Here is a 23,101-nt window from a genome sequence, read left to right as displayed (position 1 = left end):
TGAGCAGCGCCCGGCCGCGCGCCATACCGGTCTGCCGCGCCCACCCCGCCCATGCTGGTGCGGGGTGGGTGCGACAGGAGGATGGTGCGGTCAGGTCGTCGAGCTGGAGGTGGCTGCCGGCGCCTCGCCCTGGGTGGGCGCCGCTCCCCCGGCTCCTTGCCCAGCGGACGGCCCACCGCCCTGGCCGCCCTCCTGAACCGCTGTCACGGCGTAGTCCTTGCCGATCTGGACGATGACGTGGGTGCCGTCGGCGCGGACCATGTGGGCCTCGAACACTCCGTCGGAGTCGGTCTCGACCCGTTCGATCGTCGCGGTGGGCTCCTTGGCCTTGGCGGCCGCGGTGACCTTCGCGGCCACGTCCCCGGTCAGGAGCTTCTCGTCCGAGCGCATGGGCCTGCTGGGGTCGGCGGCCGCGCCGGACCCGGTCGACGGCGGGTACGACGACGTGGCGGTGGACGACGTGACCTGGTCGGCGCTGGCCAGGGACGCGCCCGTGATGGCGATGCCGGTGGCGAGCGCGAGACCGGCGGCGACGGGGACGATGGTGATCTTCACGGGGTGCTCCTTGGTTGGTGGAGCTCCACCGTGCGACCGGCGTCTGTGCCGGAGCACTGCGGGAGGAGTGCCGGGGCTGTCGGTGCCTGTGACTCCCTGTGAGGGCTGCCGGTAGGCTCACCGCGCCCAGCCGGTGACAGCCGAGCTGGTGCCGGGGCAGTAGCTCAGTCGGTCAGAGCAGCGGACTCATAATCCGTCGGTCGTCGGTTCAAGCCCGACCTGCCCCACAGGTGTTTACGCAGGTCAGCGGCCTGCAGTAGACGTTCGAAGATGGTCTCTCCGATCGTTATTGCTACGGAACTGCTAACGACGGTCACTGGCCACGCTCCCGAAACATCTCGTCGTTCGGGGAGTGTGCGGTGGGTGCGCCTGGTGCCTGCCCCTGGAGGAGCGGTGGCAGCGGGCCAACCGGACGGCGGAGCGTGCCGGCGAGCGGCTGGGTCTGGATCCGCAGTCCAGGGCGCAGCTGTTGGTGCGCCTGCGTGCCGCCGGCCTGATCATGAGCGAGGCGGAGCAGCCGAAGAGCCTGCTGGGCGAGCTCGCTCGTGCGATGGGTCTGGACCGTGAATCGGGTGCGCTCGAGGGCGCGGATGTGGTCGATGCCGAGGAGGTGACAACGGGATGACCGATCCGTTTCGCCCCTCCCGCAAGTCTCTGACCTGCGCAAACTCGATGCCTGCTAACGGCTTGCTATCAGCATCAGTGCCGGCCAATGCCTCGAGCGATGGCCTCGAGCGCCTTGATGCTGCGCTTCCTCATGCCCTTCTCGTCGTCGTTGGCGGGGTAGGAGCCAGTGGCGTCCTTCAGAGTTGCCATGCTGAGGACGTAGGCGTCCGTGTACTTCGACCGCTTCTCGGCGTCGGTGTAGTGGAAGGTGACGGTGACCTCGTCTGCGACGGGCTCACGACTCTCGCCTCCGTAGCCCTGTTGGTAGACGTTCACCAGTTCCATCTGCGGCACAATCGTCGGGATTACACCCCGGTACCGACGCTCGAGGAAGGGTGTCACGAGCCCCTGCGCCTCGGCTCCCTCGAGTTGCGGCAGCGGGGGGTCGAAGGTGACCTTGACGTTGACGGCGGCGGTTGGTCCGTAGTTCTTGACCACCAAGATGGCCGTCGCCTTCGTGAGCACGTCCGGTTGGAGGAAGGCGCCCATCTGCGGCCGGGTGCGGTCCCGGCTGTCCTGCTTGAGGGCGAGCAGCGTGACGATGGCGACGATCGCCGCAGCGGCTGTTGCGATGGCACCGACCCCGGACCAGAAGGCCGAGATCTGGTCGGGGGTGTAGTTCTCCACGGTCAGGCCCCGTTGATCTGCTTGGTAATGACAGAGGCCATCACGTCGGTCATCAGGTCGCGCCCGACGCCCACGACCCCGTCTCGAAGCTTCTGCAGTTTGGTTCGTTCCTCCGGGGTCGCAGTCTCGATGCGTCGTTCGATCTCCCACAGGACTCGGTCCGTCGCGTCGGACGCGTCTGGCCAGAGGCCAACAAGCTGGTATGCCGCGGGCGACACATTCGAGACATGTCCGTACCCGGACATGCGACCAAGAAGTTCAACCAGGCCTGCTCGGCTGAGGGCCACGATGGACCGGCTCACCATGTCTTCGTCCAGTCCGGTGGCTTCCTGCAACTGGGCCTGTGTGATGACAATGCGCGGGTCGGCGTCCTTCATCCGGACCGCCTCGCGCAGCACGGGAAAGTCCCTGCTGGCCCACACGTCTTCGAGCTTGTCGGTCATGGTGTTCCCCTGGCTAGTTGGAGCCTTGAGCCTAGGGGCCGCAGGTGACACGGGACTCCCTCCAGTGCGGCTCTGTGGACGCGCTCCTGACTCCTTCGACGGCTCGCGCCGTCCTTGCGCTGTTGCAGCGCGGTCTCGCCGTCGATGTTCGTCGCAACGGCCTGACGTGTCCTGGCTGGGCGGCCCGCTGATGGACGAGCTGGCGGTGATCGCAGATGTGGAGCTACCTCTTGGTTGCGTCACCGGAAGCCCTGTTGCGAACGTGGATTCGTCCTCCTGGAATGCCGGGAGGCTTGCGAACGGCGGCCGCGGTACGGCCGGCGGCCAGACCTTCAACGAGGACGGCGGCTACTACGGGCCCGGCACCCCGCGCATCTTCGGCGCGGGCGAGGGCATCAAGCATGTCTTCAACGAGCCGCGCGCCGGCGGGGAGTCGTTCATCCCCCACGCGCCCGGGAAGCGGAAGCAGGCCCTCGCAGTGCTGGGCCAGACCGCGGATCTGTTCGGGCTGCAGGTGCAGCCGAAGTCCTACGTGGGCAACAGCAAGGTGTCCGTCCTGCACACCGGCAACGTCATCGCCAACGACCCCGGCACCTACGCCCAGCGCACCGCGGCCATGGAGAAGCTCCAGGCCCAGCGGAACGACGAGGAGTTCTGGGGCTCCGCCACCGTGAGCAGATCGGCACGGCGACGGAGCCCCTAGCCCGCTAGCTGAATTTCCGGCCCTCAGGGCACCCGTTCCTGCACTCACGGCCCGAACCCACCTGACGGACCGTCCTGCCACCCAGCAGTACCTGGTCGCTGAACTTGCCGAGAAGCGGCTTCCCGCACTTCGGGCAGGGCTCGTCCTCGTACTCGAGGTGCCCGCTCTTGCCCTTCGGCGGCGGCGGATCCCGGTGAATCGGACCGTCGTACTCGTTCGGAGCCATTCCCCACCCCTTCATCTGCCACCACGCCAGGCGCGGTGATCTGGCGTGACCGTACCCAGTCGGGGCGACAACGCCGAATCACTTATCCACAGACGGCCCATCTGACACCCTCTGCGCCCCCGGTCCGCGTATTGGCACGCCGGCCTGATCAAGGGCGCGACCGACGGCGCTCTGGGTCCGGTCGGTGAGCTCGGCCAGCTCGCGCAGCGATCGTCCTCCCTGATACTGGCGGGCCACGAACTCGATCAGCTCTCGACGCTGCTGCGCGGTGGGCTGCGGGCTGGCCGTGCCGCGGAACTGCGGCAGCGCTCGAGCACCGGCCGGCCGGGGTAGACCATGCAGGTGGGCTACCTGCGCCGTTCTTCGCACGTTGCTCCGGTCGGCCATGGGCCCAAGCGGGCTACGCTTGAGGTGTTGTATTACTACCTTGAACTAGTCCATGTCGCATTTCGACAGCCCTCTGGACTCGCCGCACCTGAGTTCAAATTCTGGCGGATTGACGACAATACTAGTCCGTTCGGGCCATGCTGGCTTTGACAGTTTCTTGACGCGCACGTATCTTTCCCGTATTGCTCCCCGCCGTCCTCCGGGACTGGCGGGGCTTTTTTCTTCCCGGGGGGGCCATGGGTAAGGCGATCGTCGTCATCGACTACCAGAACATTCACCTGACGGCGCACGAGCAGTTCGCACCGAACGGCACCGCGAAGCACGAGAGCCTGGTGCACCCTCTCCATCTCGCGAACCAGATACTGAAGGCGCGATCCGTGGCGCGCGCAGCGAAAGGTCTAGAGGCAGAGGCCCTCGACTTGGCGCGCGTTGTTGTATTCCGGGGGCTCCCGGGTAACCGGCAGCAGCCCGACTTCTACCGTCGTAACCAAGCCCAAAAGTCTGAGTGGACCCGTGACAGGCGGGTGGAGGTGAACTACCGGCCGCTCAAGTACACCTATGACCACACGGGCCACTGGACTGCGCAGGAGAAGGGCGTCGACGTACGGGTCGCCATCGAGGTGGTGAAGTCCGTCGATTCGGAAGACTACGACGTGGTCATCCTCGCGGCCCACGACACGGACCTCGAGCCTGCGCTGGAGTACGCGTTGGAGACGGACGCAGTGGCACAGGGGCGGGTCGCGATCGAGACCGCGGGGTGGGCAAACTGCAAGCGGCTCGTAATCCCCGGACGCCCGGCATGGCACACGTTCTTGAGTGGGGCCTGTTTCGTGAACTCGCGAGACCGCAAGGACTACAAGTAGCGTTCGCTTAGTTGCCGGGCTACTCCTCCCACCCCGGTGCCGGGTAGCGCCGCAGGATCCAGAGGATGTGGGCCTCGAGCTCGTCAGAGTCCTGGAGTGCGTGTCCCTTGGCGGCCGGCTGGATCTTGTCGCGAAGCATCGCAGGGCGTCCTCGAGGCGTTCCCTGGTGGCGCGTGTGCGCTGGGCGCAGGCTCGTGAGCAGTACATCTGTCGTGGGCCGCGGCGCTTGACCCAGTCGCACATTCTTTTGCAGTCCGGCGCCAAGCACGGCGCGGTTTCAGGGGTCGCGAGGGTGAGCTCGAGGAGCTGCCACTGGTGGTCAGCCACGGGCTCGGTCCCACGCCCACCAGCCGATGAGCGCCAGTCCGGCGACCAGGAGCACCCATCGCATCGTCAGGACTTCCCGGAGGCGATGGCGTAGATCCGCGCGCGAGCGCTTACCGCTCGAGAGGTTGTGTGCCGAGAGGTGCCCGGTGCGCATCCAGAGCGCGGCCGTCTCTGGGTGGATGGACAGCCGGGCTGCAACGTCCGCCAGGGTGAGGAGCGGGCTGCTCATGCCCTTACTCTCCCGATAGCAACGAGGTGGCACAACCAGCACAGGCGCAGGGCCAGGACCGAATGTTCGGCTGGCCGCGTGCCACACCGCCCACGCGCCCCCAGTGCTAACGCGGTGCTACGGCACCCGCCGGGATCGGGTGGAATCCGCAGGCATCCGGCCTCGCCACCGTGGCTCTCATGAGCACGCGTGAGAGCCGGGTGGGACCTACCGGGACGTGGACTGACCGACTCATAATCCGTCGGTCGTCGGTTCAAGCCCGACCTGCCCCACCACCTCCGGCACGATGTCGGCCGGCCCTTGACACCCATCACGCCCGTGCCGATGCTGGACGGGACCGCAGACAGCGGTGCTGCCCGGACCCGCGGCGATCGGACCCCCGAACCACGGGACGGCACGCCGTGAACCAACCCCCGCCCATCCTGACCCCCAGCCTGGCTCTGGCCATGGTCGTCGAGGCATCGCGCGTCCTCTCCGGCGCCTCGTTCGACGGCGTCACCGAAGCCGCCCCGGTCCTTCTGCTCGAGGCGCTCCCCTGCGCGAGCCGCGTGGAGCTCGCGCTGAAGCGCCCGGGCGACTCCGAGGTCCTCACCCGCGTCGCGACCAGGGAAGGGCACGGAGGACTGACCTCGGTGGCGACCGGAACGAAGGTCGTGTCCTTCGACATCTCCCTCTGGGGCCACCCCGCGGCGGGCACCGTCTCCGTGTCGGTCCACGGTGACGACGACGACCTTTGGATCGCCTCGATCACCGCTGAGCTGTTGACCATCCAGGTGGAGTCCGCCCTGGATCGCGCGCTCGACCACGAGCCGTTCGCTGCCCCTCCTCCGTCGACCCACCAGGCCGCCCTGGACATCGGCACGGCGACGGGACTGCTGATGGTCCGTGAGGGACTGAGCCGTGACAGCGCCCTCGAACGCCTGCGCGAGCTGAGCAGGCAGACCGACCGCGCCCTCGCCGACATCGCGACGAACGTGATCGACGAGCGCGGCGCCGTCACCCACCACGCGCTGCTGGCGCTCGTCCGCCCCACCGGCGTCGTGGAGCGGGAAAGGTAGTCACGCCAGGGGCTGTTGATGGCGCCTGATGAGTTCTATGGTGGAGGTGCTGCCCCAGACCATGGCCTCGGTCCTCTGGAGCATGCTTCCGTGGGGGGACCGGCGCCGGGGCAGGTCCCAGCGCGCCCCCTCCCGAGGGATCCCCCCATCGCCTCTGGTCGAGGGGGCGCGCTCGCGCCCCGGGCCCGATCACCCCTGGTGCTGGGCCGAGGTCAGGTCCGGATGGCTCGTGGGGTCGTGCAGCACGGCATCGGCGACGTCCGTGAGCCGAAGGTGGCGCCCGCGGCTGTACGAGCGGAGCATCTCGAACGCCGCGTCCGGCGTGGTGCCGTGCAGCTGCGACAGGGCTCCCTTCGCCTGCTCGATGGTGATGCGACTGTTGAGGGCCCGCTGCAGCTGCTCGGTGAGCAGTTCTCCGCGCCTGATGGCGCGCTCCTGCAGGATGCCGATCGTCGCCACGTCGGCCAGGGCCTGCAGCAGGTTCGCATCAGCGCTGGAGAAGTCCCGCGGCACCGCGTCGAAGAGGTTCAGGGCGCCGATCAGCGTCTGTTGGTGGCGCAGGGGGAAGGCATGGACGGAGCGGAAGCCCGCCGCGACGGCGCGGGGCGCGAAGCTCGGCCACCGCGCCGCACTGTCCTCGAGTGCGGACTCCGAGATCGCCACCCCGCTACGGAAGCAGTCCTGGCACGGACCTTCCTCACGCTGGACCTGGAACAGCTCGATGATCCTGGCGGACTCCGTCGAGGCGGCCATGAACTGCAGTCGACCGTTCTCGTCGCTGAGGAGCAGGCCGGACGCGGACGACCCGGCCAGCTCGGCGGCGCGCTCGGTCACCAGGGTGAGGAAGTCGATGAGGTCGAAGTCATCCACCAGGGTGTCGGCGACCTGGACGAAGGTCTCCGCCAGCCGTTCGCTGGAGATGGTGCTCATGGTGCGCTCCCGTCGACCCGGTTCGGACGGGCCATGCTCGTGGTCACAGGTCATCCCGGGTCAGGTCGATCCTACCGGCGAGGACGTCCGCGGCGATCTCCTCCAGCGAACGTTCGGTCGCGTAGGCACGAGCCCGGAGCCGCAGCATCGCCTCCGACAGGGGAACTCCCAGCTGCACCGTGAGGACCCCCTGCGCCTGGTAGACCTCCGAGCTGAGGCCGAGGCCGTCGCCGAGCCCGTCCGTGGCGCCGACCAACGAGGCGGCAGGCACGCTCAGCATGGTGTTCAGGCAGATCCGCGCGAGCCCCAGGGCGTCGAGGACGACCTCGTGGTCCAGCGGACGACCCTCGTGGCGGTAGACGACCATCGCCCCCAGGCGCGCCGCGCCCACGTGGATCGGGAAGGCGAACACGGCGTTCACCCCCTGCTCCTGGGCTGCGGCGGCATACGCGGGCCACCGGCGTGCGCCGGAACCGGTCAGGTCGTCCTCGAGGACCGGGCTCCGCGCCGAGGAGGCCTCCACGCTGGGGCCCTCACCGAGCGTGAACTGGACCTCCTCCAGGCGACGGACGAGTGGGCTGGACGCGGCAATTGTGCCGAGCGGTCGCGCCGCCCTGTCCATGAGCGACACCCCGACCCCGGCCACGGCCAGGATCCGCACGGCCGCACCGCAGATCCGGTCCAGCTTCCCGGCCAGCCCACTCGCGACATCGGCCGGCGCCTCGACGTCGACGAGCGCCTGCAGCCGGTGCAGTCGGTCGGGTGCCTCGCTCACCCGCGTGACCGTGGCGGTCCGGCAAACCCAGGCATGGCTCTCGGTCCTGCTCTCTGCCGCAGTCAGTGGTGTCCGTGGTCGGTCCACCAGCCTACGGCCACCCGAGCAGCCGCGCCTGATCCACCGGAGCCCAGCATGCGAGATATGAGGTGGATTGACGGGCGCCGGGGTATGGACTTGGCCCCCGGAGGGCAAAGGTCCGGTCAAGGCACTGCCGCTCGCGCACCGCCGAGGCGTACCTTCGACGTGTCGGGACGGCCAAGCGCACCCCCACTCCAGCGGCGAAGCCCCCCGACAGCGTCGAAGGTCCCGGTCTCATCCGCCGCGGGCCCCGACTGCGGCCGACAATCAGGGGTAGGCCGCACGTCCAGCGCCTCCGCCAGCTCCCGCTCTGGGACGGCGGAGGCGCTTTCGCGTTCCCCGGGAACCTCAGCCTTCAACTCGTCGGGACGCCTGTGGCGGCAGCCAACCCGGCCGCCGCATCAGCAGGCGGTGATGCGGTAGAGCGTGAGGCGCCCGCCGCTGGCCACGGGGACGAACCCCGGTGCACGGGAGACGTCCAGCCCTCGGTAGGCCGCCTGACGCCAGTCGCCCTTCCAGAACGAGACCGGGCCCGACAGCACGTACCCCAGCCGCAGGCGACGCACGGCCGGGCAGACGTCGGGGTCGCTGCCGGCAGCGGACAGGTCCGCGGCCACCAGGGCACGGTCCGGCCCCCAGCTGCCCTGAAGGTGCGGGAACAGCGCAGCCCGGTCGCCGAGCGGCGCGCTCAGGACCGAGCCGTTCCACGGGTTCCCGGCCACGGTGCTCCCGGCCGGGACGAGCTCGGGCAGGCGGCGCAGGAGCGACTCCTCACCGGAGCCGACCATGCCCTGGCCGGCGTACCACGTGGCCACGACCCGGGTGTTGGAGCCGGTGTAGACGCCGCCGGTCACGACGACGAACCCGATCGCCGCGGCGGCGACGAGACGCTCCGGCCAGCGCGACGCCGCTGCTCGGTCACCCACCCCGTCGGCGAGGTGGGCCAGACCCACGGTCGCAAGGGGAACAGCCGTCACCCCGAGAAGGGCGGCGAGGCGGAACGGGTCGTCGTACCAGGGCCCGCTCAGCGTGCGGGAGACCGGTCCGTCGCTGCCGGCCACGACCACGAACGCGGCGCCCGCCGCAGCGTGCGCCAGCACCAACCAGCGCCACGATGGTCGCTTCCACGCGGTCACGCACCCGACCAGCACCAGCGCTGCCGCGAGCCACGGCACGGGGGTGCGCACCGGTGCCGACAGCGCCCACTCTCCCGCGGCCTGCGCGAGTCCCTGGCGGGCCGGCCAGCTCGTCCGTCGGGTCGCCGCGAACACCGGGGACTGCGCGACCACCGCGAGCTCGGTCGACACCAGCAGCAGGGCCGCGACGCCGACCGCGACCCGCCGGGCGGTGGAGGTCCGTGGTCTCGCCACCCACTGCCACCCGGACACGAGGGCGACGACGGTGACGAGCAGGACGGCGCTCAGCACCGCGTTCGGGTGCGCCAGTGCCATCCCGGGGACGACCGCCACGGCGACCAGACCCGCCCGGAACCGGCCCAACGACAGGTCCGCCGCTCGGAGCTCGTCGGTCCGCCAGCTCGCGGGGGCTTCGATGGGACCGCCGTGACCGATCCCGCCCTCGGGGACCCGCAGCACCGTCACCGCACACGCCAGCACGGCGGGGAGCAGGACCGTGGCGAGGGCGTTAGGCCACAAGGTCCCGTACGACAGGAGCAGGTGGGGCGTCGCGCCGAAGGCCGCGGCGAGGACGCCACCGGCCAGCAGGACGCCGGGACGGACGCCCACGGTCTGCCGCACGAGGAACACGCAGCCCAGGGGCCAGACGACCCCGGCGATCGCCACCGACACCGCGCTCGCCGACACGATGACCCCCGCGCCGCTGAGCTGGGCGACGAGGACGGTCACGCCGTGCCAGGCGGCGGGGTAGAAGCCTGCAGCGCGCTCCGGGGCCGCGACCGTGCCGAGGGTCAACGACGAGGCGTCGCCGCTGCGCAGGGCCGTCCACACGGCGTTGAGGTGGAACATCGCGTCGAACGTCTGGGGGAACACGTCGGGCCGGCCGATCCCGCGGGCGACGGCAACGGCGGCGCACACGCCCCCGAAGGCGGCCCCGCCGAGCCCGGCCAGGTCCGGGAGGTGCCCGACCGTTCGCGCCTCGGGGCACCGCAGCCCCAGGGAACGGGCCAGCGCGAGCACCCCCACCATCGCCGCGGACAGGACCACGGCACCGAGGGCCACCACACCCATCCCGAACGGCACGCCGAGCCGCCCCGCGACCACGGCGGTGACGGACACCGTCGTCACCGACAGTGCCGGTGCCAGCCCCAGGGCGGGTATGCCGCGCAGCCCGGCTGCCAGGGCGACGACCAGTCCCGGGAGGACCAGGACCCCGCACGCGGCGACGAGGGCCGGCCACGCGGCACACCAGGCGCTCAACCTGCCACCCGCATGGCGGCGACGGCCGCGCCGATGGGGGCGTCGGCGACCAGGTGGCCCCGGTCCAGGACGATCCCGCGGTCGCAGAGCCGTTCGACCAGCGGCAGGTCGTGGCTGACGACGACGAGGGTGCGGCCCTGGGCGCGGAGGAGGTCGATGCGGTCGAGGCACTTGGCACGGAAGGCCTCGTCGCCCACGGCGAGGATCTCGTCGACGAGGAAGACGTCCGGTTCGGTGTGGACCGCGACCGCGAAGGCGAGGCGCAGGAACATGCCCGAGGAGTAGAACCGCACCTGGGTGTCGAGGAACGGCCCGATGTCGGCGAACGCCACGATGTCGTCGAAGCGTTCCTCGATCCGGGCCCTCTCGACACCGAGGATCGAGGCGTTGAGGTAGACGTTCTCGCGCCCGGTGAGGTCGGGGTGGAAGCCCGCGCCGACCTCGAGCAGCCCGGCCAGCCGTCCCCGCACGCGGACCTCGCCCGTGTCCGGGGCCATGACGCCGGCGACGAGCTTGAGGAGGGTGGACTTGCCGGATCCGTTGCGCCCCAACAGCGCCACGGACTCACCACGGCCGATGGTGAGCTCGACCGGGTGCAACGCGGTGAACTCGTCACGGCGGGCGCGACCCTGCAGGGCCCACACGACGCTCTCCTTGAGCGAGTGCGTGTGCCGCAGGCTGAAGTGCTTGGAGATGCCGTCGAGCTCCACGGCGGACACGGGGGCGACCATCACAGCTCCTGCGCGAAGCGGCCCGACAGCGAGCGGAACACCCACTGCCCCAGGGCGAGCAGCGCCAGGGCGATGGCGAAGGAGCTGGCCACGCGCACCCCCAGGTCACCCGGCAGGGCAGCGGCGTTCCCCGGTGAGGCGTGCGCCCAGGTGCCGCGGTGCACGAGCTCGACGGCGACCGTGAGCGGGTTCGACTGGTAGATCGCCAGGAGCGTCGAGCCGTGGCCGAGCAGGTCTGCGACCCGTTGCCAGGGGTACAGGACCGGGCTCGTCCAGACGACGACCATGAGGACGAGGTCGACGACGTTCTCGACGTCCCGGAACAGCACGTTCACGGCCGCCAGCAGCAGCCCGAGGCCGAGGGCCAGCACCCCGACGAGCAACAGGGCTCCCAGCAGGGCGAGCAGGCCGACAGGGTCCGGCGACCACCCGGCGACCAGGGCCCCGATCACGAGGACGAGCAGCTGCGGGCCGAGGTGCACCCCGGCGACGCAGAGGCTGGAGACCGGGAAGAGCTCGCGCGGGAGATAGATCTTGCGGACCAGGTCGGCGTTGGCCACCACCGAGCGCGTCGCGTTGCCGACGGCCTCGCCGAAGACCGTCATGACCACCAACCCACCGAAGAGGTACACGGCGTAGTCGCCGATCGCGTTCTGCCGCAGGACGAGTCCGAGCCCGACGAAATAGACGCCGAACTGCACCGCCGGCTTGACGTAGGACCAGCCCAGGCCGAGGACCGACGCGCGGTACCGGACGCGGAGCTCCTTGCGGACGAGGAGGCTGAGCAGGAAGCGCCGTCCGGCCACCTCTCGCAGGCCCCCGCTGCGTCCCTGGACCACCAGCGGCGCCTCGCCGGTCGTCGGCAGCGACACCGTCACTGCCCGTCCTCCCGGTCCGGGAGCGGGAGGTCGAGCGTCTTGCGCCATGCATCGGCACCCACGAGGTCGGGCAGCGCCGCGCGGTACTCCGCAGCCAGGCGCGGCCACTCCCGCAGGAGCCGTTGGTGGACGGCGGTGGCGCGCCGCGTCGCGGCAAGGGCCGCGGCACGGTCGCGGCGGTGCCACGAGACGCCGGTCCCGTCCGTGGTCGACACCAGCGCGGAGTCCAGGCGCGAGAGCGTCCACCAGCCTGCGTCGACGGCCGGCACCTCGCGCTCGGGACGCTCGCGCGACGCGGCGGGCACCGGGGTGAGCTGGCGCGCCATACCGAGCAGGGCGGTGACCACCGTCGCGGCCTGGCTGGTCGGCTTGCCCGTGCTGGGGTCGCGCCGGCGCGGCTTGGCCGGCCGGACGGCGGCGAACTCGTGGGGGTCGGCGGCGAAGCGGGCGTCGTCGAAATCCGCACGGGCGGTCCGGACCTCGCCGAGCGTCGTGGCCAGGCTGCCGTGCAGGGCCGCAGGCCCCTCGAGGACGTCGAGCAGGGCACGCTCACGCAGGTGGGCTGCCGAGTACTGCATCGCGACGAGGTGCTTGAGCTGGATGGCCAGGCTCTCCCGGACCATCCGCCCACCGTGCTCGAAGGGCGAGTGCAGCAGCGCCGCGACGAACCGGTTGCGGGCGTGGAAGTAGGCCTGCCAGTCCACGGAGTCGTCCTTGTCGGTCCACGGCACGTGCCAGACGGCCGCACCGGGCAGGGAGACCGTGGGGTAGCCGGCCGCCGCGGCACGCAGGCCGAACTCCGCGTCGTCCCACTTGATGAAGACGGGCAGCGACAGCCCGACGTCACGCAGGACCGTCGTGGGGATGAGGCACATCCACCAGCCGTTGTAGTCGGCGGCGGCGCGGCGGTGCAGCCACGGGGTGGACCGCAGGTTGGACGACGACAGGTCGTGGTCGTGCTCGGTGGCGGCGGCGGGGGCCCACCGGAACTGCCACGGCGCCACGCGCTCGGCGAAGGCGTGCAGCACCGACCGCTCGTACATCGAGAACATGTGGCCACCCACGACGGTGGGCGTCCGCGCGAAGTCGGCGAAGGTCACCGCACGGGCGATGCCCTCGGGTTCGCAGACGACGTCGTCGTCGAGGAGCAGCACGTGGTCGCTGCGGCCCACGTCGAGCGTCTCGAGCATGGCGCGGGCGAACCCACCCGAACCCCCGAGGTTGCCCTGCTCCAGGACCCGCAGCCTCCGGCCGAGAGCCGTGGCCGCGTCGTCGAAGCCCGGAGCCTGCCGGACGGCCTGCGTGCCCTGGTCGACGACCAGCACCTCGTCGACGACGTCGCGCAGCTCCTCGGCCGCCCCCAGCTGCCCCAGCAGTGCCGCGCAGTAGGCGGGGCGGTTGAACGTCGTGATCCCGATGGTGACCGAACCGCGGGGCGGCTCCTGCGCCTCGGGGCGCAGGTCGCCGGACAGCCACTCGGCCGACTCGAGGACCAGGTCGCTGCTGCCGGCCACCAGGTCGAACCAGTACCAGCCGCCGTCGCCGAACGCGTTCAGCGGCAACGACACCCCCTCGTCCGACGACCCCGCGAGCGACCGCGAGGTCACGCGGGCCACCGACCCGCGGGCGGACGAGCGGTAGACGACGAGGGTGCCGGCCCCGCTGGTCCGCACCCGGAGCCGGACGCCCGCCAGGGTGCTCCACCGGCGCCAGTACCCCGCCGGGAAGGCGTTGAAGTAGGTGGCGAAGGAGGCCCGCTGCCCGTGGCCGAGCTGGTACGAACGACGGCCGAGCACCTGGTCGGGGTTCTGGTCGTAGGCGACCGGCAGGACGGTCTCGCCGTCGTCCACCGCCACCGGGACCTGCTGGCCGTCGACGTAGAGGGGCAGGACGTCCAGGTCGCCGTCGGTCGGGAAGACGACGCGCGCGAGGACGCGGGGCTCGGTGCTCACGTGGTCGCTCCAGCCGTCGCGCCGGCCGGGGCGAGGGCCGGCGCGCCGGCCGGTGCGAGGGCGGCACGACCCCGGCTGCCGGAGCCCGGTCGCGTGGCTGCGCCGCGGCCGTGCACCAGCTCGTCGAGGTCGTCGACGAGGCGCAGCGCGGAGGCGATCGCCATGTGCATGTCGAGGTACTGGTACGTGCCCAGCCGTCCCCCGAACGCGACACCGAGTCCCCGCTCCTGCTCCACGAGCTCGCGGTAGGCCAGCAGGAGACTGCGGTCCTGCGGGGTGTTCACCGGGTAGTACGGCTCGTCGCCGGCCCCCGCCGTGCGGGACCGCTCTCGGACGATCACGGTCCGGTCGGTGCGGTAGTCCCGCTCGGGGTGGAAGTGGCGGAACTCCAGGATCCGGGTGAAGTCCACGTCGCCGTCCGCGTAGTTCATCACCGGCGCGCCCTGGAAGTCGCCGACCGGCAGCACCTCACGCTCGAAGTCGAGCGTCCGCCAGCCGAGCGGTCCGTGCGCATCGCCGAAGTAGCGGTCCACCGGACCCGTGTAGACGACCGGCACCTGCCCCCTCACGGCGTCCCGGGACAGCGCGTGCCCGGCTTCGAGGAAGTCGGTCTCGAGGTGCACCGAGATCCTCGGGTGGTCTGCCATCCGGCTCAGCCACGCGGCATACCCGTCGACGGGAAGGCCCTCGTAGCGGTCGTTGAAGTAGCGGTTGTCGTAGGTGTAGCGGACAGGAAGCCGGCTGATGACCTCCGCAGGCAGGTCGCGCGGGTCGGTCTGCCACTGCTTGGCCGTGTAGTCGCGGATGAAGGCCTCGTAGAGCGGGCGCCCGATGAGCGACACCGCCTTCTCCTCGAGGTTGCGGGGCTCCCCTGCGAGCTCGGCCGCCTGCTCGGCGACCAGCGCCCGCGCGGCGTCCGGGCCGTGGTTGGAGCGGAAGAACTGGTTCAGCGTGCCCAGGTTGATCGGCAGCGGGAAGACCTCACCACCGTGGACGGTCCAGACCCGGTGCCGGTATGCCGTGAAGTCGGTGAAGCGGTTGACGTACTCCCAGACCCGCTCGTTGGAGGTGTGGAACAGGTGGGCGCCGTAGCGGTGCACCTCGATCCCGGTGTCGGGGTCGGTCTCGCTCCAGGCGTTCCCACCGGGGTGGTCACGACGGTCCACGACAGCGACGTCCAGCCCGCGCTCGGCCGCCTGCTCCGCGACGGTGAGGCCGAACAGGCCCGCCCCGACGACGACGAGGTCGGCCCTCATGCCCCGCTCCTCTCGTGGCGCTTCCGCTGCGACGGCGCGACCCCGGGGCCACCGCCTGCCTCCCGGCCGAGGACCTCCCCCGCGTCACCGACGGAGGTCGTGAACTTGTTGCGGTACAACGAGGTCCGCAGACCGACGGGGATCACGCGATAGCCCCCGCGCACCGCGACGTTGCGCAGCATCTGGCCCGAGGTCGTGAACCCCTCACGCCGCAGTCGGCGCTGGAGCCCGAGCTCGGAGCGCAGCAGCCGCAGTCCCCCGCGTCGCTGGTAGGAGCCGGCATCGACGCGGTAGAGGACGAGCGGCTCCGGCACGTTGGCCACCACGGACCCGGACTCGATCATCCGCGTGAAGAGCCAGTAGTCCTCGAGCAGCGGCAGCTCGCGGTAGCCCCCCGCCTGGAGGACGGCGGAGCGACGGTAGACGACCGTCGGGTGGTTGAAGGGGCTGCGCAGGCGCGCCTCGGCGGCGATGAGCGCCGGGTCGGTCGGCGGGATGCGCAGCAGGCCCCCCGTCGGCGTCGTCTCGCCGAACTCGCGCATGCCGGCGCCGACGAGGTCCGCCCCTGCCTCGATCATGGGCAGCTGCACGGCGAACCGGTGCGGCAGGCTGATGTCGTCGGCGTCCATGCGCGCGACGACCTCGTGGGAGCAGGCCGACAGTCCGCACTGGAGCGCCTGCGCCAGGCCGACGTTGTGCTTGAGCCGGAGGCGGCGCACCGGCACCGGGCTCGAGGACTCGGCGCGCTCGAGGGCGGACGCCAGCTCGGGTCCGATCTGGCCGTCCTGGACGACCACCACCTCGGAGGGTCGCACGAGCTGCTCGCTCACGGTGCTCTGGAAGGCCCTGGCCAGGTAGTCGGCGCGGTCGCCGCGGTACACGGGCAGGAGCAGGGAGAAGGGAGTGCTCACGAACGACGACGCTAGGCACGCCGCCCCACGGGACGGTGAACACGCCGCGTCCTCGAGGTGGACCGACGGCCAAGGACACGGTTCGGTGCGCGAGTCGACACCGTCGGTGCACTGGACGTTCACCGGGAACCCGCCCGGACACCACCTGGGCCGCCTAGCGTTCCGGCCGTGAGCCTCCCCCAGCAGCACGGCGAGCCCTTCGTGGTGTGCGTCATCGTGACGTGCGACCGGGCACGCCTGCTGCGTCGCTGCCTCGAGTCGGTGGCGGCACAGCACCACCGTCCGGACCACCTCGTCGTCGTCGACAACGGCCAGGAACCCGGTGCGGCGGAAGCGCTTGCTGCGACGGGGATCCCGCACACCCTGCTCACCAGCGAGACCAACCTCGGCGGCGCCGGCGGATACGCGTACGGCGTGTTGACCGCACGCGCGCTCGGTGCCGACTGGGTGTGGCTCGCTGACGACGACGGGCTGCCCGGATCACCGTGGACGCTCGGGCGGCTCCTGGCCTGCGCGGCCGACCACCGGCTCGACGTCGTCTCGCCGCTCGTGGTCGACCAGGACGACCCCGACCGGCTGGCCTTCCCGCTGCGTCGCGGGCTGCGGTGGGTCCGGCGCCGCGACGAGCTCGGTCCCGACGTCCTCGTGCCGAACGTCGCGAACCTCTTCAACGGCGCCCTCTTCTCCGCCCGGGCCCTCGACGTCGTCGGCGTCCCCGACCCGCGCCTGTTCGTGCGGGGCGACGAGGTGGAGGTCCACCGCCGGCTGCGCCGCAGCGAGCTGCGGTTCGGCACCTGCTCCCCCGCGACCTACCTCCACCCGCAGGGCCACCACGACTGGAAGCCGCTGCTCGGCGGTCGCCTCACCGTGCTGGTGCCGCAGGACCCGGTCAGGCGCGACCGCACGTTCCGCAACCTGGGCTACCTCACGGCCCAACCCGGCCTCCGCTGGCGGCGCTGGCCGGACGAGATCCGTTACGCCTGGTACTTCCTCGGCCAGCAGCGCGACGTCTCGGGGTGGGCCCGGTGGCGGCGACTGAGCCGTGCCGGACGGCACGAGATCTTCGAAGCAGCACCCGAACGCGCACCCGCCCGCCAGGTTGCCATTGCGTGACAGTCCGGGCCGGGGTGGTCCCCTGATGGGGGCAAACCGGTAGGTTGCCGGACATGACGGAGCCCCTCGTCGTCCTCAAGGACGTCAACAAGCACTTCGGCGACCTGCACGTGCTGCGTGACATCAACCTGTCCATCGGCAAGGGCGAGGTCGTCGTGGTCATCGGCCCGTCCGGGTCGGGCAAGTCGACGCTGTGCCGCACGATCAACCGGCTCGAGACCATCGAGAGCGGCTCGATCACGATCGACGGACAGGCGCTGCCCGAGGAGGGCAAGGAGCTGGCCCAGCTGCGTGCCGACGTCGGCATGGTCTTCCAGTCGTTCAACCTGTTCTCGCACAAGTCGATCCTCGACAACGTCACCCTCGGCCCGATCAAGGCGCGCAGGACGCCCAAGGCCGAGGCCGAGAAGCGCGCGATGGAGCTGCTCGAGCGCGTGGGGGTCGCCCACCAGGCCCAGAAGCTCCCCGCGCAGCTGTCCGGCGGCCAGCAGCAGCGGGTGGCGATCGCCCGCTCGCTCGCCATGGACCCCAAGGTCATGCTCTTCGACGAACCCACCTCCGCGCTCGACCCCGAGATGATCAACGAGGTCCTCGACGTCATGGTGGCCCTCGCCAAGGACGGCATGACGATGGTCGTCGTCACCCACGAGATGGGCTTCGCCCGCAAGGCTGCCAACCGCGTCGTGTTCATGGCCGACGGGGCGATCGTCGAGGAGCAGGAGCCGGAGGCGTTCTTCACCGCACCGAAGTCCGACCGCGCCAAGGACTTCCTCGGGAAGATCCTCACCCACTGACCAACTGACCTGCTCGACCGCAGCGCACCGGTGCTGCGATCAACAACCAGGAGGAAACAATGAAGGTTCGTCAGATCGGAGCCGTCGCCGCCGCATCGGTGCTCGCGCTCAGCCTGACCGCGTGCAGCGACAGCGCGTCCGACGGCGGCGCCGGCGGTGGTGGTGGCGGCAAGGCGTTCAAGGTCGGCATCAAGTTCGACCAGCCGGGGCTCGGGCTCAAGGAGGGCACGAAGTACACCGGGTTCGACGTCGACGTCGCGACCTACGTCGCCAAGGAGCTCGGCCACGACGCCGCAGACATCCAGTGGGTCCAGGCGCCCTCCGCCCAGCGGGAGACCCTCATCTCCACCGGTCAGGTCGACATGGTCGTCGCCACCTACTCGATCACCGACGCCCGCAAGGAGAAGATCTCCTTCGCAGGCCCGTACTTCGTCGCCGGCCAGGACCTCCTCGTCCGCGCCGACGACAGCTCCATCACGGGTCCCGACTCCCTCACGGGCAAGAAGCTCTGCTCGGTGACCGGGTCCACCTCGGCGCAGAAGGTCAAGGACAAGTACCCCGGGGTCCAGCTCCAGGAGTTCGGCACCTACTCCGAGTGCGTGACGGCACTCGCGTCCAAGGGTGTCGACGCCCTGACGACCGACAACACCATCCTCGCCGGCTACGCCGCACAGGCGCAGTACAAGGGCAAGCTCAAGGTCGTCGGCCAGACCTTCTCCGAGGAGCGCTACGGCATCGGCCTCAAGAAGGGTGACACCGCCACCTGCGAGAAGGTCAACACCGCCATCGCGAAGATGATCTCCTCCGGCGACTGGCAGAAGGCCGTCGACGCCAACCTCGGCCCGGCCGGGTTCAAGGTCGACTCGGCCACCAACCCGCCCAAGCAGGACGCCTGCTCCTGACCGTGCAGACCAAGGCTCCGGTATGCCGTCCGCCGGCCTGCGCGGCGCGCGGGGCCCACGTCGTGGGCGGCATACCGGGAGGTCCTGCACGTCCCCCCACCGCAACGGAAGGTTCCCTGCATGGGTGACATCCTGAGCAAGTACGACGTCCTCGGCGCCTTCGGCATGACCGTGTACCTCGCGTTCTTCTCGGCCATCGGCTCGCTGCTCCTGGGCACCGTCGTCGGCATCATGCGCCTGTCGCCGGTGCGGGTGCTGCGACTGCTCGGGACGGGGTACGTCAACATCTTCCGCAACACCCCGCTCACCCTGCTCGTGGTGCTGAGCGTCCTGGGCCTGACGTACATCCTCGGCCTCAACCTGGACCCCTCGTCGATCACCGGCAACGCAAGCCGCTGGGCCATCGTCATGCTGTCGATCTACCACGCGTCGTTCGTGTGCGAGGCGTTGCGGTCCGGCGTCAACACCATCCCGGCGGGGCAGGCGGAAGCGGCTCGCGCCATCGGGTTGACGTTCGGGCAGAGCATGCGAGAAGTCTTGCTGCCACAGGCTTTTCGCGGCGCCATCGCGCCGCTCGGATCGACGCTCATCGCGCTGATCAAGAACACCACCGTGGCCGCGGTCGTCGGCGTCGCCGAGGCCGCCAACCTCATGGCGGTCATCATCGAGAACGAGACGGGCGGACTGGTCGTGTTCCTCGTGTTCGCCATCGGGTTCGTCATCCTGACCCTGCCGCTGGGCCTGGCCTTCACGAGCCTGTCGCGGCGCCTGGCGGTGAAGCGATGAGCTCCAACGTCCTGTTCGACGCACCGGGTCCCCGCGCCCGGCGGCGTCACGCGATCCTGTCCGTCCTCGGCGCCGCCCTCGTCGTCGGGCTGGTCTACCTCGTGGTCCGCAAGCTGGGCGACGCCGGCCAGCTCGAGGTCGAGCAGTGGAAGCCGTTCGTCGTCGACCGCTCCGTCTGGCGCGACTACCTGCTCCCGGGGCTGCTGGGCACCTTCAAGGCGGCGGTCCTCTCGATCGCGCTGGCCGGTGTCTTCGGGCTGCTGCTCGGGGTGGGAAGGCTCTCGGGGATCGCGCCGATCCGGTGGGCCAGCAGTGTCGTCGTCGAGTTCTTCCGCGCCGTCCCGGTCCTCATCATGATGATCGCCAGCTACGGCCTCTACTCCCGCAGCGGCGTGTTCTCACCCGAGACCGCTCCCCTGGCGGGTGTCGTGACGGGGCTGACCCTCTACAACGGGTCGGTCATCGCCGAGCTCGTCCGCTCCGGCGTGCACTCGCTGCCGAAGGGCCAGTCCGAGGCCGGGCTCAGCGTGGGCCTCACCCCGGCGCAGACGCTGCGGTCGATCCAGCTGCCCCAGGCGCTCACCGCCATGCTGCCCGCGCTCATCGGGCAGTTCGTGGTCATCCTCAAGGACTCCGCCCTGGGGTACGCGATCACCTACCTGGAGCTGCTCAACTGGTCCAAGACCCTCGGATCGGCCTTCGCCAACGTGCTGCAGGCCTACCTCGTGGCGGCGGTGCTCTTCATCATCGTCAACTACCTGCTCACCGTGCTCGCCTCCCGGGTCCAGCGTCGCCTGTCCCGGCGCGGCCGGGCCAACGTCGTGGCCGTCGGGGCCGTGGTCGGCGCCGTCCCCGAGGCATCCACGCTGGGTGGCCAGGGTGTGGTCAACACCGACGGGACGCAAGGGGGCCCCTGAGGTCGTGTCGTCGGTGCCGGGGTGAGCGCGGTGACCCCGCCGCCAACACCTCGGCGCCAGGGCATCACATGCCGGGCGGCCGCCTGTCCTTCCGGTCCAGCATCGGCCTCGAGCCCCGGTACTCGCTGGGTCCCTTGACGTCACCCAGCTGGTTGAGCGAGCGGGAGAAGTCGTCGATGAGCCGGCGGGCCCTCCTGATCTCCCGCTCGGCACCTCGCCCGGGCTGACTCGACCGCCCGGGCGACGCCGCCCGTCGAAGGACCCGCAGAGCCGGGCGCGCCGTGCGCCGGGACAGCCTGTGCGCACCGAGCACGAGGTCGACCAGGACCTGGAGATGCTCCCTCGCCGCAACGATCAGCGCTGCATCCGCGGGCGACGGGGGGATCCCGGCGACATCGGCCACGGCAACTGCACCGTGCCGGAGGGAGCGGGGGACGCCGTCGGCGGAGTACCGCCAGTGCCACGGCGCGGGCGGCGCCGAGGTGGCCAGGGCCTCGAGGGCCTTCAGCTGGCGCCGTCCGAGCCACATCCCTGCCCGTGGCCCTCCCACCCACGGGCTGAGGTCCAGCGATGCCACCGCTTGGCGCAGAGCCCTGTCGGACCCGAGGGCGGCCCAGAGGTCCTGGAGCCGGGTGAGCTCCTCCCGGTCGCGCCGGGCGCGTTCGGTCCCGGCCGAGCGCAGACGCAGCACCTCCCGCACCAGGGCCGGGACGAGCTCCGGTGCAGCACAGATCAGTTCGGCCGCCGGGCCACCGAAGTAGTGGTGGTCGAGCTCGAGCACGCAGCCGGACCGGGAGTAGATCGCGTCGAAGGCCTCGTGCTCGGGGTCCTGGCTCAGCACCCACGGACCCGCGGAGGCGCCGCGCAGAGCGCCAGGAGTCGGTGGAGCTGCTCGTCATCCACGTCGCGGGGAGCGGACCGGCTCGCCCCGCGCGTCACCGTCCCACCGAGATCCGCCTGCGCCGCCGGGACCTGCGCATCGTCGCCTCTCCGCTGCCGGATGATGCAGACCGCTGACGGACCGCACTCCTTCTGGCTACGAGTCACTGTAGGGCCGTGGTCGCGACGATTCCCGGTATTCCAGATCCCCCGCGTCCGGGCCTTGCTAGCGTGTGGGGACGACGGATGCGGAGGCGCGACATGGTGCTTGGTCCGGACCGTGGTGCGGTGGGTCGATGACGTCCCCGGCGCGTTCGACCAGCGGCAGCGGCCCGCGGGTGATCGTCATCGGTGCCGGTATGGCGGGCCTGGTCGCCTGCCTCGAACTCGTCGACCTGGGCTACGACCCGGTCATCCTCGAAGGTCAGTCCCGGGTGGGCGGGCGCATCCTCACCCTGCGCGACTTCGCTCCCGGCCTCCACGCCGAGGCGGGCGCGATGCGGATCGCCCGGGTCCACCAGCTGACGCTGGAGTACTGCCGTCGGTTCGGGCTCGGGCTGCGCCCCTTCGTCATGGAGAACCCCAACGCGTTGGTCTACATCGCCGGGAAGCGGTGGACCTACGAACAGGTCAACCGCGAGCCGGACCTGCTCGGCTTCGACCTGCACGAACGGGAGCGGGGACGGACGTACGAGGACCTCTGGCTCGAGGCGACCACGGAGATCAGGGACCGCTACGCGCGCGAAGGGCCGACCGCGCTGGCGGGCATCGGCAAGGAGTACAGCCACGACTCCATCCGGGACTTCCTGCTCCGGCAGGGCTTCTCGGAGGGCGCCCTTGAGCTCTACGGCCTGATGAGCTTTCGCGAGGCCAACATGAACGCGGCCGTGATCGAGCAGTTCAGGGAGATCGTCGGGCACGCCTTCGAGGACATGCAAGAAGTCGTCGGCGGCATGGACCAGCTGCCCAGAGCGATCTACCGCCAGCTGCGGAGCCGCGTCCGCTTCGGGGCGCAGGTGCAGGCCGTGACCCAGGACCCTGGGTCGGTCACGGTGCACTACCGGACCCGCGCCGGGGTCTTCTCGGAGACCGCGGACCACGTGGTCTGCACCGTGCCGCTCGGGCTGCTGAGGCACCTCGACTTCCAACCCCCGCTGCCCCGCGCGAAGTACCGCGCCATCCGGCAGCTCAACTACAACGCCTCCACGAAGATCTTCCTCCAGGTGCGCCACAGGTTCTGGGAGTCCGCAGACGGGATCGTGGGTGGCACCACGACCACGGACCTCCCGATCCGACGGCTGGTCTACCCGTCCCACTCCGACCCCGAGGACGAGCGAGCCGTCCTGCTGGCGAGCTACACGTGGGGTCAGGACGCGGCACGCTGGGGCGCCCTGGGACCCGACGAGCGGATCAGCCTCGCCATCAAGGACGTGGCGAAGATCCACCCCCAGATCGTGGACGAGGTGGAGGGCGGTGCCTCCCACGTCTGGCAGAACGACCCGTGGGCCGGAGGTGCGTTCGCCCTGTTCGAACCCGGTCAGGAGACAGCCCTCCACGACGACATCGTGAGCGCGCACGGCCGTATCCACTTCGCCGGCGAGCACGCCTCGGTGCACCATGCCTGGATCGAAGGAGCCATCGAGTCCGGCCTCCGAGCGGCCAGGGCCATCGACGGGTCCAGCTGATCGGTCGCCCGCTCACGACGAAGGCCCCGGA

Annotated in this window: 24 protein-coding genes and 1 tRNA gene; 11 read left to right on the top strand and 14 right to left on the bottom strand. The window is 70.6% G+C overall.

Annotated features, from left to right (window positions below; genetic code table 11):
* Window positions 1–90: 90 nt before the first annotated feature.
* Window positions 91–555: a hypothetical protein gene (locus tag ACYVKF_RS14640; protein ID WP_460967364.1), complete on the bottom strand. Its 465-nt coding sequence runs from the start codon at window positions 553–555 to the stop codon at window positions 91–93.
* Between the two features lie 153 nt (window positions 556–708).
* Here ACYVKF_RS14640 and ACYVKF_RS14635 point away from each other — a divergent pair.
* A tRNA-Ile gene (locus tag ACYVKF_RS14635) sits at window positions 709–782 on the top strand.
* 242 nt (window positions 783–1,024) lie between these two features.
* Entirely contained in the window at window positions 1,025–1,180 is a 156-nt protein-coding gene (locus ACYVKF_RS14630) for a hypothetical protein (protein ID WP_460967362.1), read from the top strand.
* 74 nt (window positions 1,181–1,254) lie between these two features.
* Here ACYVKF_RS14630 and ACYVKF_RS14625 read toward each other — a convergent pair whose 3' ends face one another.
* Complete coding sequence (locus ACYVKF_RS14625; protein WP_460967361.1) at window positions 1,255–1,848, bottom strand: hypothetical protein; 594 nt, start codon at window positions 1,846–1,848, stop codon at window positions 1,255–1,257.
* Between the two features lie 2 nt (window positions 1,849–1,850).
* Window positions 1,851–2,291: a hypothetical protein gene (locus tag ACYVKF_RS14620; protein ID WP_460967359.1), complete on the bottom strand. Its 441-nt coding sequence runs from the start codon at window positions 2,289–2,291 to the stop codon at window positions 1,851–1,853.
* 262 nt (window positions 2,292–2,553) lie between these two features.
* Here ACYVKF_RS14620 and ACYVKF_RS14615 point away from each other — a divergent pair, with 262 nt between their 5' ends.
* A complete protein-coding gene (locus ACYVKF_RS14615) occupies window positions 2,554–2,994 on the top strand; it encodes a hypothetical protein (RefSeq protein ID WP_460967357.1) in 441 nt (146 codons plus the stop codon).
* A gap of 304 nt (window positions 2,995–3,298) precedes the next feature.
* Here ACYVKF_RS14615 and ACYVKF_RS14610 read toward each other — a convergent pair whose 3' ends face one another.
* Window positions 3,299–3,607 (bottom strand): helix-turn-helix domain-containing protein, encoded by a 309-nt coding sequence (locus tag ACYVKF_RS14610; RefSeq protein WP_460967355.1) that lies wholly within the window; start codon window positions 3,605–3,607, stop codon window positions 3,299–3,301.
* Between the two features lie 182 nt (window positions 3,608–3,789).
* Between ACYVKF_RS14610 and ACYVKF_RS14605 the strand changes: the two genes are divergently transcribed.
* On the top strand, window positions 3,790–4,470 hold the full coding sequence (locus ACYVKF_RS14605; RefSeq protein WP_460967354.1) for an NYN domain-containing protein: 681 nt from the start codon (window positions 3,790–3,792) through the stop codon (window positions 4,468–4,470).
* Window positions 4,471–4,789: 319 nt separating this feature from the next.
* On the opposite strand, the gene ACYVKF_RS14600 is transcribed toward ACYVKF_RS14605, so the two are convergent.
* A complete protein-coding gene (locus ACYVKF_RS14600) occupies window positions 4,790–5,026 on the bottom strand; it encodes a hypothetical protein (protein ID WP_460967352.1) in 237 nt (78 codons plus the stop codon).
* 446 nt (window positions 5,027–5,472) lie between these two features.
* Here ACYVKF_RS14600 and ACYVKF_RS14595 point away from each other — a divergent pair, with 446 nt between their 5' ends.
* Window positions 5,473–6,084: an ANTAR domain-containing protein gene (locus tag ACYVKF_RS14595; protein ID WP_460967350.1), complete on the top strand. Its 612-nt coding sequence runs from the start codon at window positions 5,473–5,475 to the stop codon at window positions 6,082–6,084.
* Between the two features lie 189 nt (window positions 6,085–6,273).
* Here the strand turns inward: ACYVKF_RS14595 and ACYVKF_RS14590 are convergent, their stop codons facing one another.
* The 8 genes from ACYVKF_RS14590 to ACYVKF_RS14555 all read right to left on the bottom strand — a co-directional run bounded on the left by ACYVKF_RS14590 (window position 6,274) and on the right by ACYVKF_RS14555 (window position 15,994).
* Entirely contained in the window at window positions 6,274–7,014 is a 741-nt protein-coding gene (locus ACYVKF_RS14590) for a GAF domain-containing protein (RefSeq protein ID WP_460967348.1), read from the bottom strand.
* Between the two features lie 43 nt (window positions 7,015–7,057).
* Window positions 7,058–7,789 (bottom strand): GAF and ANTAR domain-containing protein, encoded by a 732-nt coding sequence (locus ACYVKF_RS14585; RefSeq protein WP_460967346.1) that lies wholly within the window; start codon window positions 7,787–7,789, stop codon window positions 7,058–7,060.
* A gap of 482 nt (window positions 7,790–8,271) precedes the next feature.
* The gene (locus tag ACYVKF_RS14580) at window positions 8,272–10,266 is read right to left on the bottom strand and encodes a DUF6541 family protein (RefSeq protein WP_460967344.1); all 1,995 of its coding nucleotides are present in this window, start codon (window positions 10,264–10,266) and stop codon (window positions 8,272–8,274) included.
* Window positions 10,263–10,997, bottom strand: coding sequence for an ABC transporter ATP-binding protein (locus ACYVKF_RS14575; protein WP_460967342.1), 735 nt, complete (start codon window positions 10,995–10,997; stop codon window positions 10,263–10,265). The genes ACYVKF_RS14580 and ACYVKF_RS14575 overlap by 4 nt, the downstream gene beginning before the upstream one ends.
* Entirely contained in the window at window positions 10,997–11,875 is an 879-nt protein-coding gene (locus ACYVKF_RS14570; RefSeq protein ID WP_460967340.1) for an ABC transporter permease, read from the bottom strand. The genes ACYVKF_RS14575 and ACYVKF_RS14570 overlap by 1 nt, the downstream gene beginning before the upstream one ends.
* The gene (locus ACYVKF_RS14565; protein WP_460967338.1) at window positions 11,872–13,827 is read right to left on the bottom strand and encodes a glycosyltransferase; all 1,956 of its coding nucleotides are present in this window, start codon (window positions 13,825–13,827) and stop codon (window positions 11,872–11,874) included. The genes ACYVKF_RS14570 and ACYVKF_RS14565 overlap by 4 nt, the downstream gene beginning before the upstream one ends.
* A complete protein-coding gene (gene glf, locus ACYVKF_RS14560) occupies window positions 13,824–15,083 on the bottom strand; it encodes a UDP-galactopyranose mutase (RefSeq protein WP_460967336.1) in 1,260 nt (419 codons plus the stop codon). The genes ACYVKF_RS14565 and glf overlap by 4 nt, the downstream gene beginning before the upstream one ends.
* Window positions 15,080–15,994: a glycosyltransferase gene (locus tag ACYVKF_RS14555; protein ID WP_082553367.1), complete on the bottom strand. Its 915-nt coding sequence runs from the start codon at window positions 15,992–15,994 to the stop codon at window positions 15,080–15,082. The genes glf and ACYVKF_RS14555 overlap by 4 nt, the downstream gene beginning before the upstream one ends.
* A gap of 168 nt (window positions 15,995–16,162) precedes the next feature.
* Here ACYVKF_RS14555 and glfT1 point away from each other — a divergent pair, with 168 nt between their 5' ends.
* The 5 genes from glfT1 to ACYVKF_RS14530 all read left to right on the top strand — a co-directional run bounded on the left by glfT1 (window position 16,163) and on the right by ACYVKF_RS14530 (window position 20,506).
* Window positions 16,163–17,107, top strand: a complete 945-nt coding sequence (glfT1, locus tag ACYVKF_RS14550; protein ID WP_460967334.1) for a galactofuranosyltransferase GlfT1 — start codon at window positions 16,163–16,165, stop codon at window positions 17,105–17,107.
* 53 nt (window positions 17,108–17,160) lie between these two features.
* The gene (locus ACYVKF_RS14545) at window positions 17,161–17,901 is read left to right on the top strand and encodes an amino acid ABC transporter ATP-binding protein (RefSeq protein WP_157581634.1); all 741 of its coding nucleotides are present in this window, start codon (window positions 17,161–17,163) and stop codon (window positions 17,899–17,901) included.
* 59 nt (window positions 17,902–17,960) lie between these two features.
* Window positions 17,961–18,803 carry a glutamate ABC transporter substrate-binding protein gene (locus ACYVKF_RS14540; protein WP_460967331.1) on the top strand — a complete coding sequence of 281 codons (843 nt, stop codon included), beginning with the start codon at window positions 17,961–17,963 and terminating at the stop codon, window positions 18,801–18,803.
* Between the two features lie 120 nt (window positions 18,804–18,923).
* Window positions 18,924–19,589, top strand: coding sequence for an amino acid ABC transporter permease (locus tag ACYVKF_RS14535; protein ID WP_056917615.1), 666 nt, complete (start codon window positions 18,924–18,926; stop codon window positions 19,587–19,589).
* Complete coding sequence (locus ACYVKF_RS14530) at window positions 19,586–20,506, top strand: amino acid ABC transporter permease (RefSeq protein WP_056919925.1); 921 nt, start codon at window positions 19,586–19,588, stop codon at window positions 20,504–20,506. Before ACYVKF_RS14535 ends, ACYVKF_RS14530 begins: the two co-directional genes overlap by 4 nt.
* Before the next feature lie 64 nt (window positions 20,507–20,570).
* Here ACYVKF_RS14530 and ACYVKF_RS14525 read toward each other — a convergent pair whose 3' ends face one another.
* The gene (locus tag ACYVKF_RS14525; RefSeq protein WP_460967328.1) at window positions 20,571–21,347 is read right to left on the bottom strand and encodes a hypothetical protein; all 777 of its coding nucleotides are present in this window, start codon (window positions 21,345–21,347) and stop codon (window positions 20,571–20,573) included.
* A gap of 334 nt (window positions 21,348–21,681) precedes the next feature.
* Here ACYVKF_RS14525 and ACYVKF_RS14520 point away from each other — a divergent pair, with 334 nt between their 5' ends.
* The gene (locus tag ACYVKF_RS14520) at window positions 21,682–23,070 is read left to right on the top strand and encodes a flavin monoamine oxidase family protein (RefSeq protein ID WP_460967326.1); all 1,389 of its coding nucleotides are present in this window, start codon (window positions 21,682–21,684) and stop codon (window positions 23,068–23,070) included.
* Window positions 23,071–23,101 lie beyond the last annotated feature (31 nt).

The organism is Pedococcus soli (genome assembly GCF_054782575.1).
Note: the sequence above shows the minus strand (reverse complement) of the source record. Positions and strands in the feature narration are given on the sequence as shown.

Excerpts from the sequence above, each read along its gene's own strand:
- ACYVKF_RS14620 (WP_460967359.1), bottom strand. The coding sequence starts at position 2,291 with ATGACCGACAAGCTCGAAGACGTGTGGGCCAGCAGGGACTTTCCCGTG.
- ACYVKF_RS14610 (WP_460967355.1), bottom strand. The coding sequence starts at position 3,607 with ATGGCCGACCGGAGCAACGTGCGAAGAACGGCGCAGGTAGCCCACCTG.
- ACYVKF_RS14600 (WP_460967352.1), bottom strand. The coding sequence starts at position 5,026 with ATGAGCAGCCCGCTCCTCACCCTGGCGGACGTTGCAGCCCGGCTGTCC.
- ACYVKF_RS14595 (WP_460967350.1), top strand. The coding sequence starts at position 5,473 with ATGGTCGTCGAGGCATCGCGCGTCCTCTCCGGCGCCTCGTTCGACGGC.
- ACYVKF_RS14590 (WP_460967348.1), bottom strand. The coding sequence starts at position 7,014 with ATGAGCACCATCTCCAGCGAACGGCTGGCGGAGACCTTCGTCCAGGTC.
- ACYVKF_RS14575 (WP_460967342.1), bottom strand. The coding sequence starts at position 10,997 with ATGGTCGCCCCCGTGTCCGCCGTGGAGCTCGACGGCATCTCCAAGCAC.
- glf (WP_460967336.1), bottom strand. The coding sequence starts at position 15,083 with ATGAGGGCCGACCTCGTCGTCGTCGGGGCGGGCCTGTTCGGCCTCACC.
- ACYVKF_RS14545 (WP_157581634.1), top strand. The coding sequence starts at position 17,161 with ATGACGGAGCCCCTCGTCGTCCTCAAGGACGTCAACAAGCACTTCGGC.
- ACYVKF_RS14540 (WP_460967331.1), top strand. The coding sequence starts at position 17,961 with ATGAAGGTTCGTCAGATCGGAGCCGTCGCCGCCGCATCGGTGCTCGCG.
- ACYVKF_RS14535 (WP_056917615.1), top strand. The coding sequence starts at position 18,924 with ATGGGTGACATCCTGAGCAAGTACGACGTCCTCGGCGCCTTCGGCATG.
- ACYVKF_RS14530 (WP_056919925.1), top strand. The coding sequence starts at position 19,586 with ATGAGCTCCAACGTCCTGTTCGACGCACCGGGTCCCCGCGCCCGGCGG.
- ACYVKF_RS14520 (WP_460967326.1), top strand. The coding sequence starts at position 21,682 with ATGACGTCCCCGGCGCGTTCGACCAGCGGCAGCGGCCCGCGGGTGATC.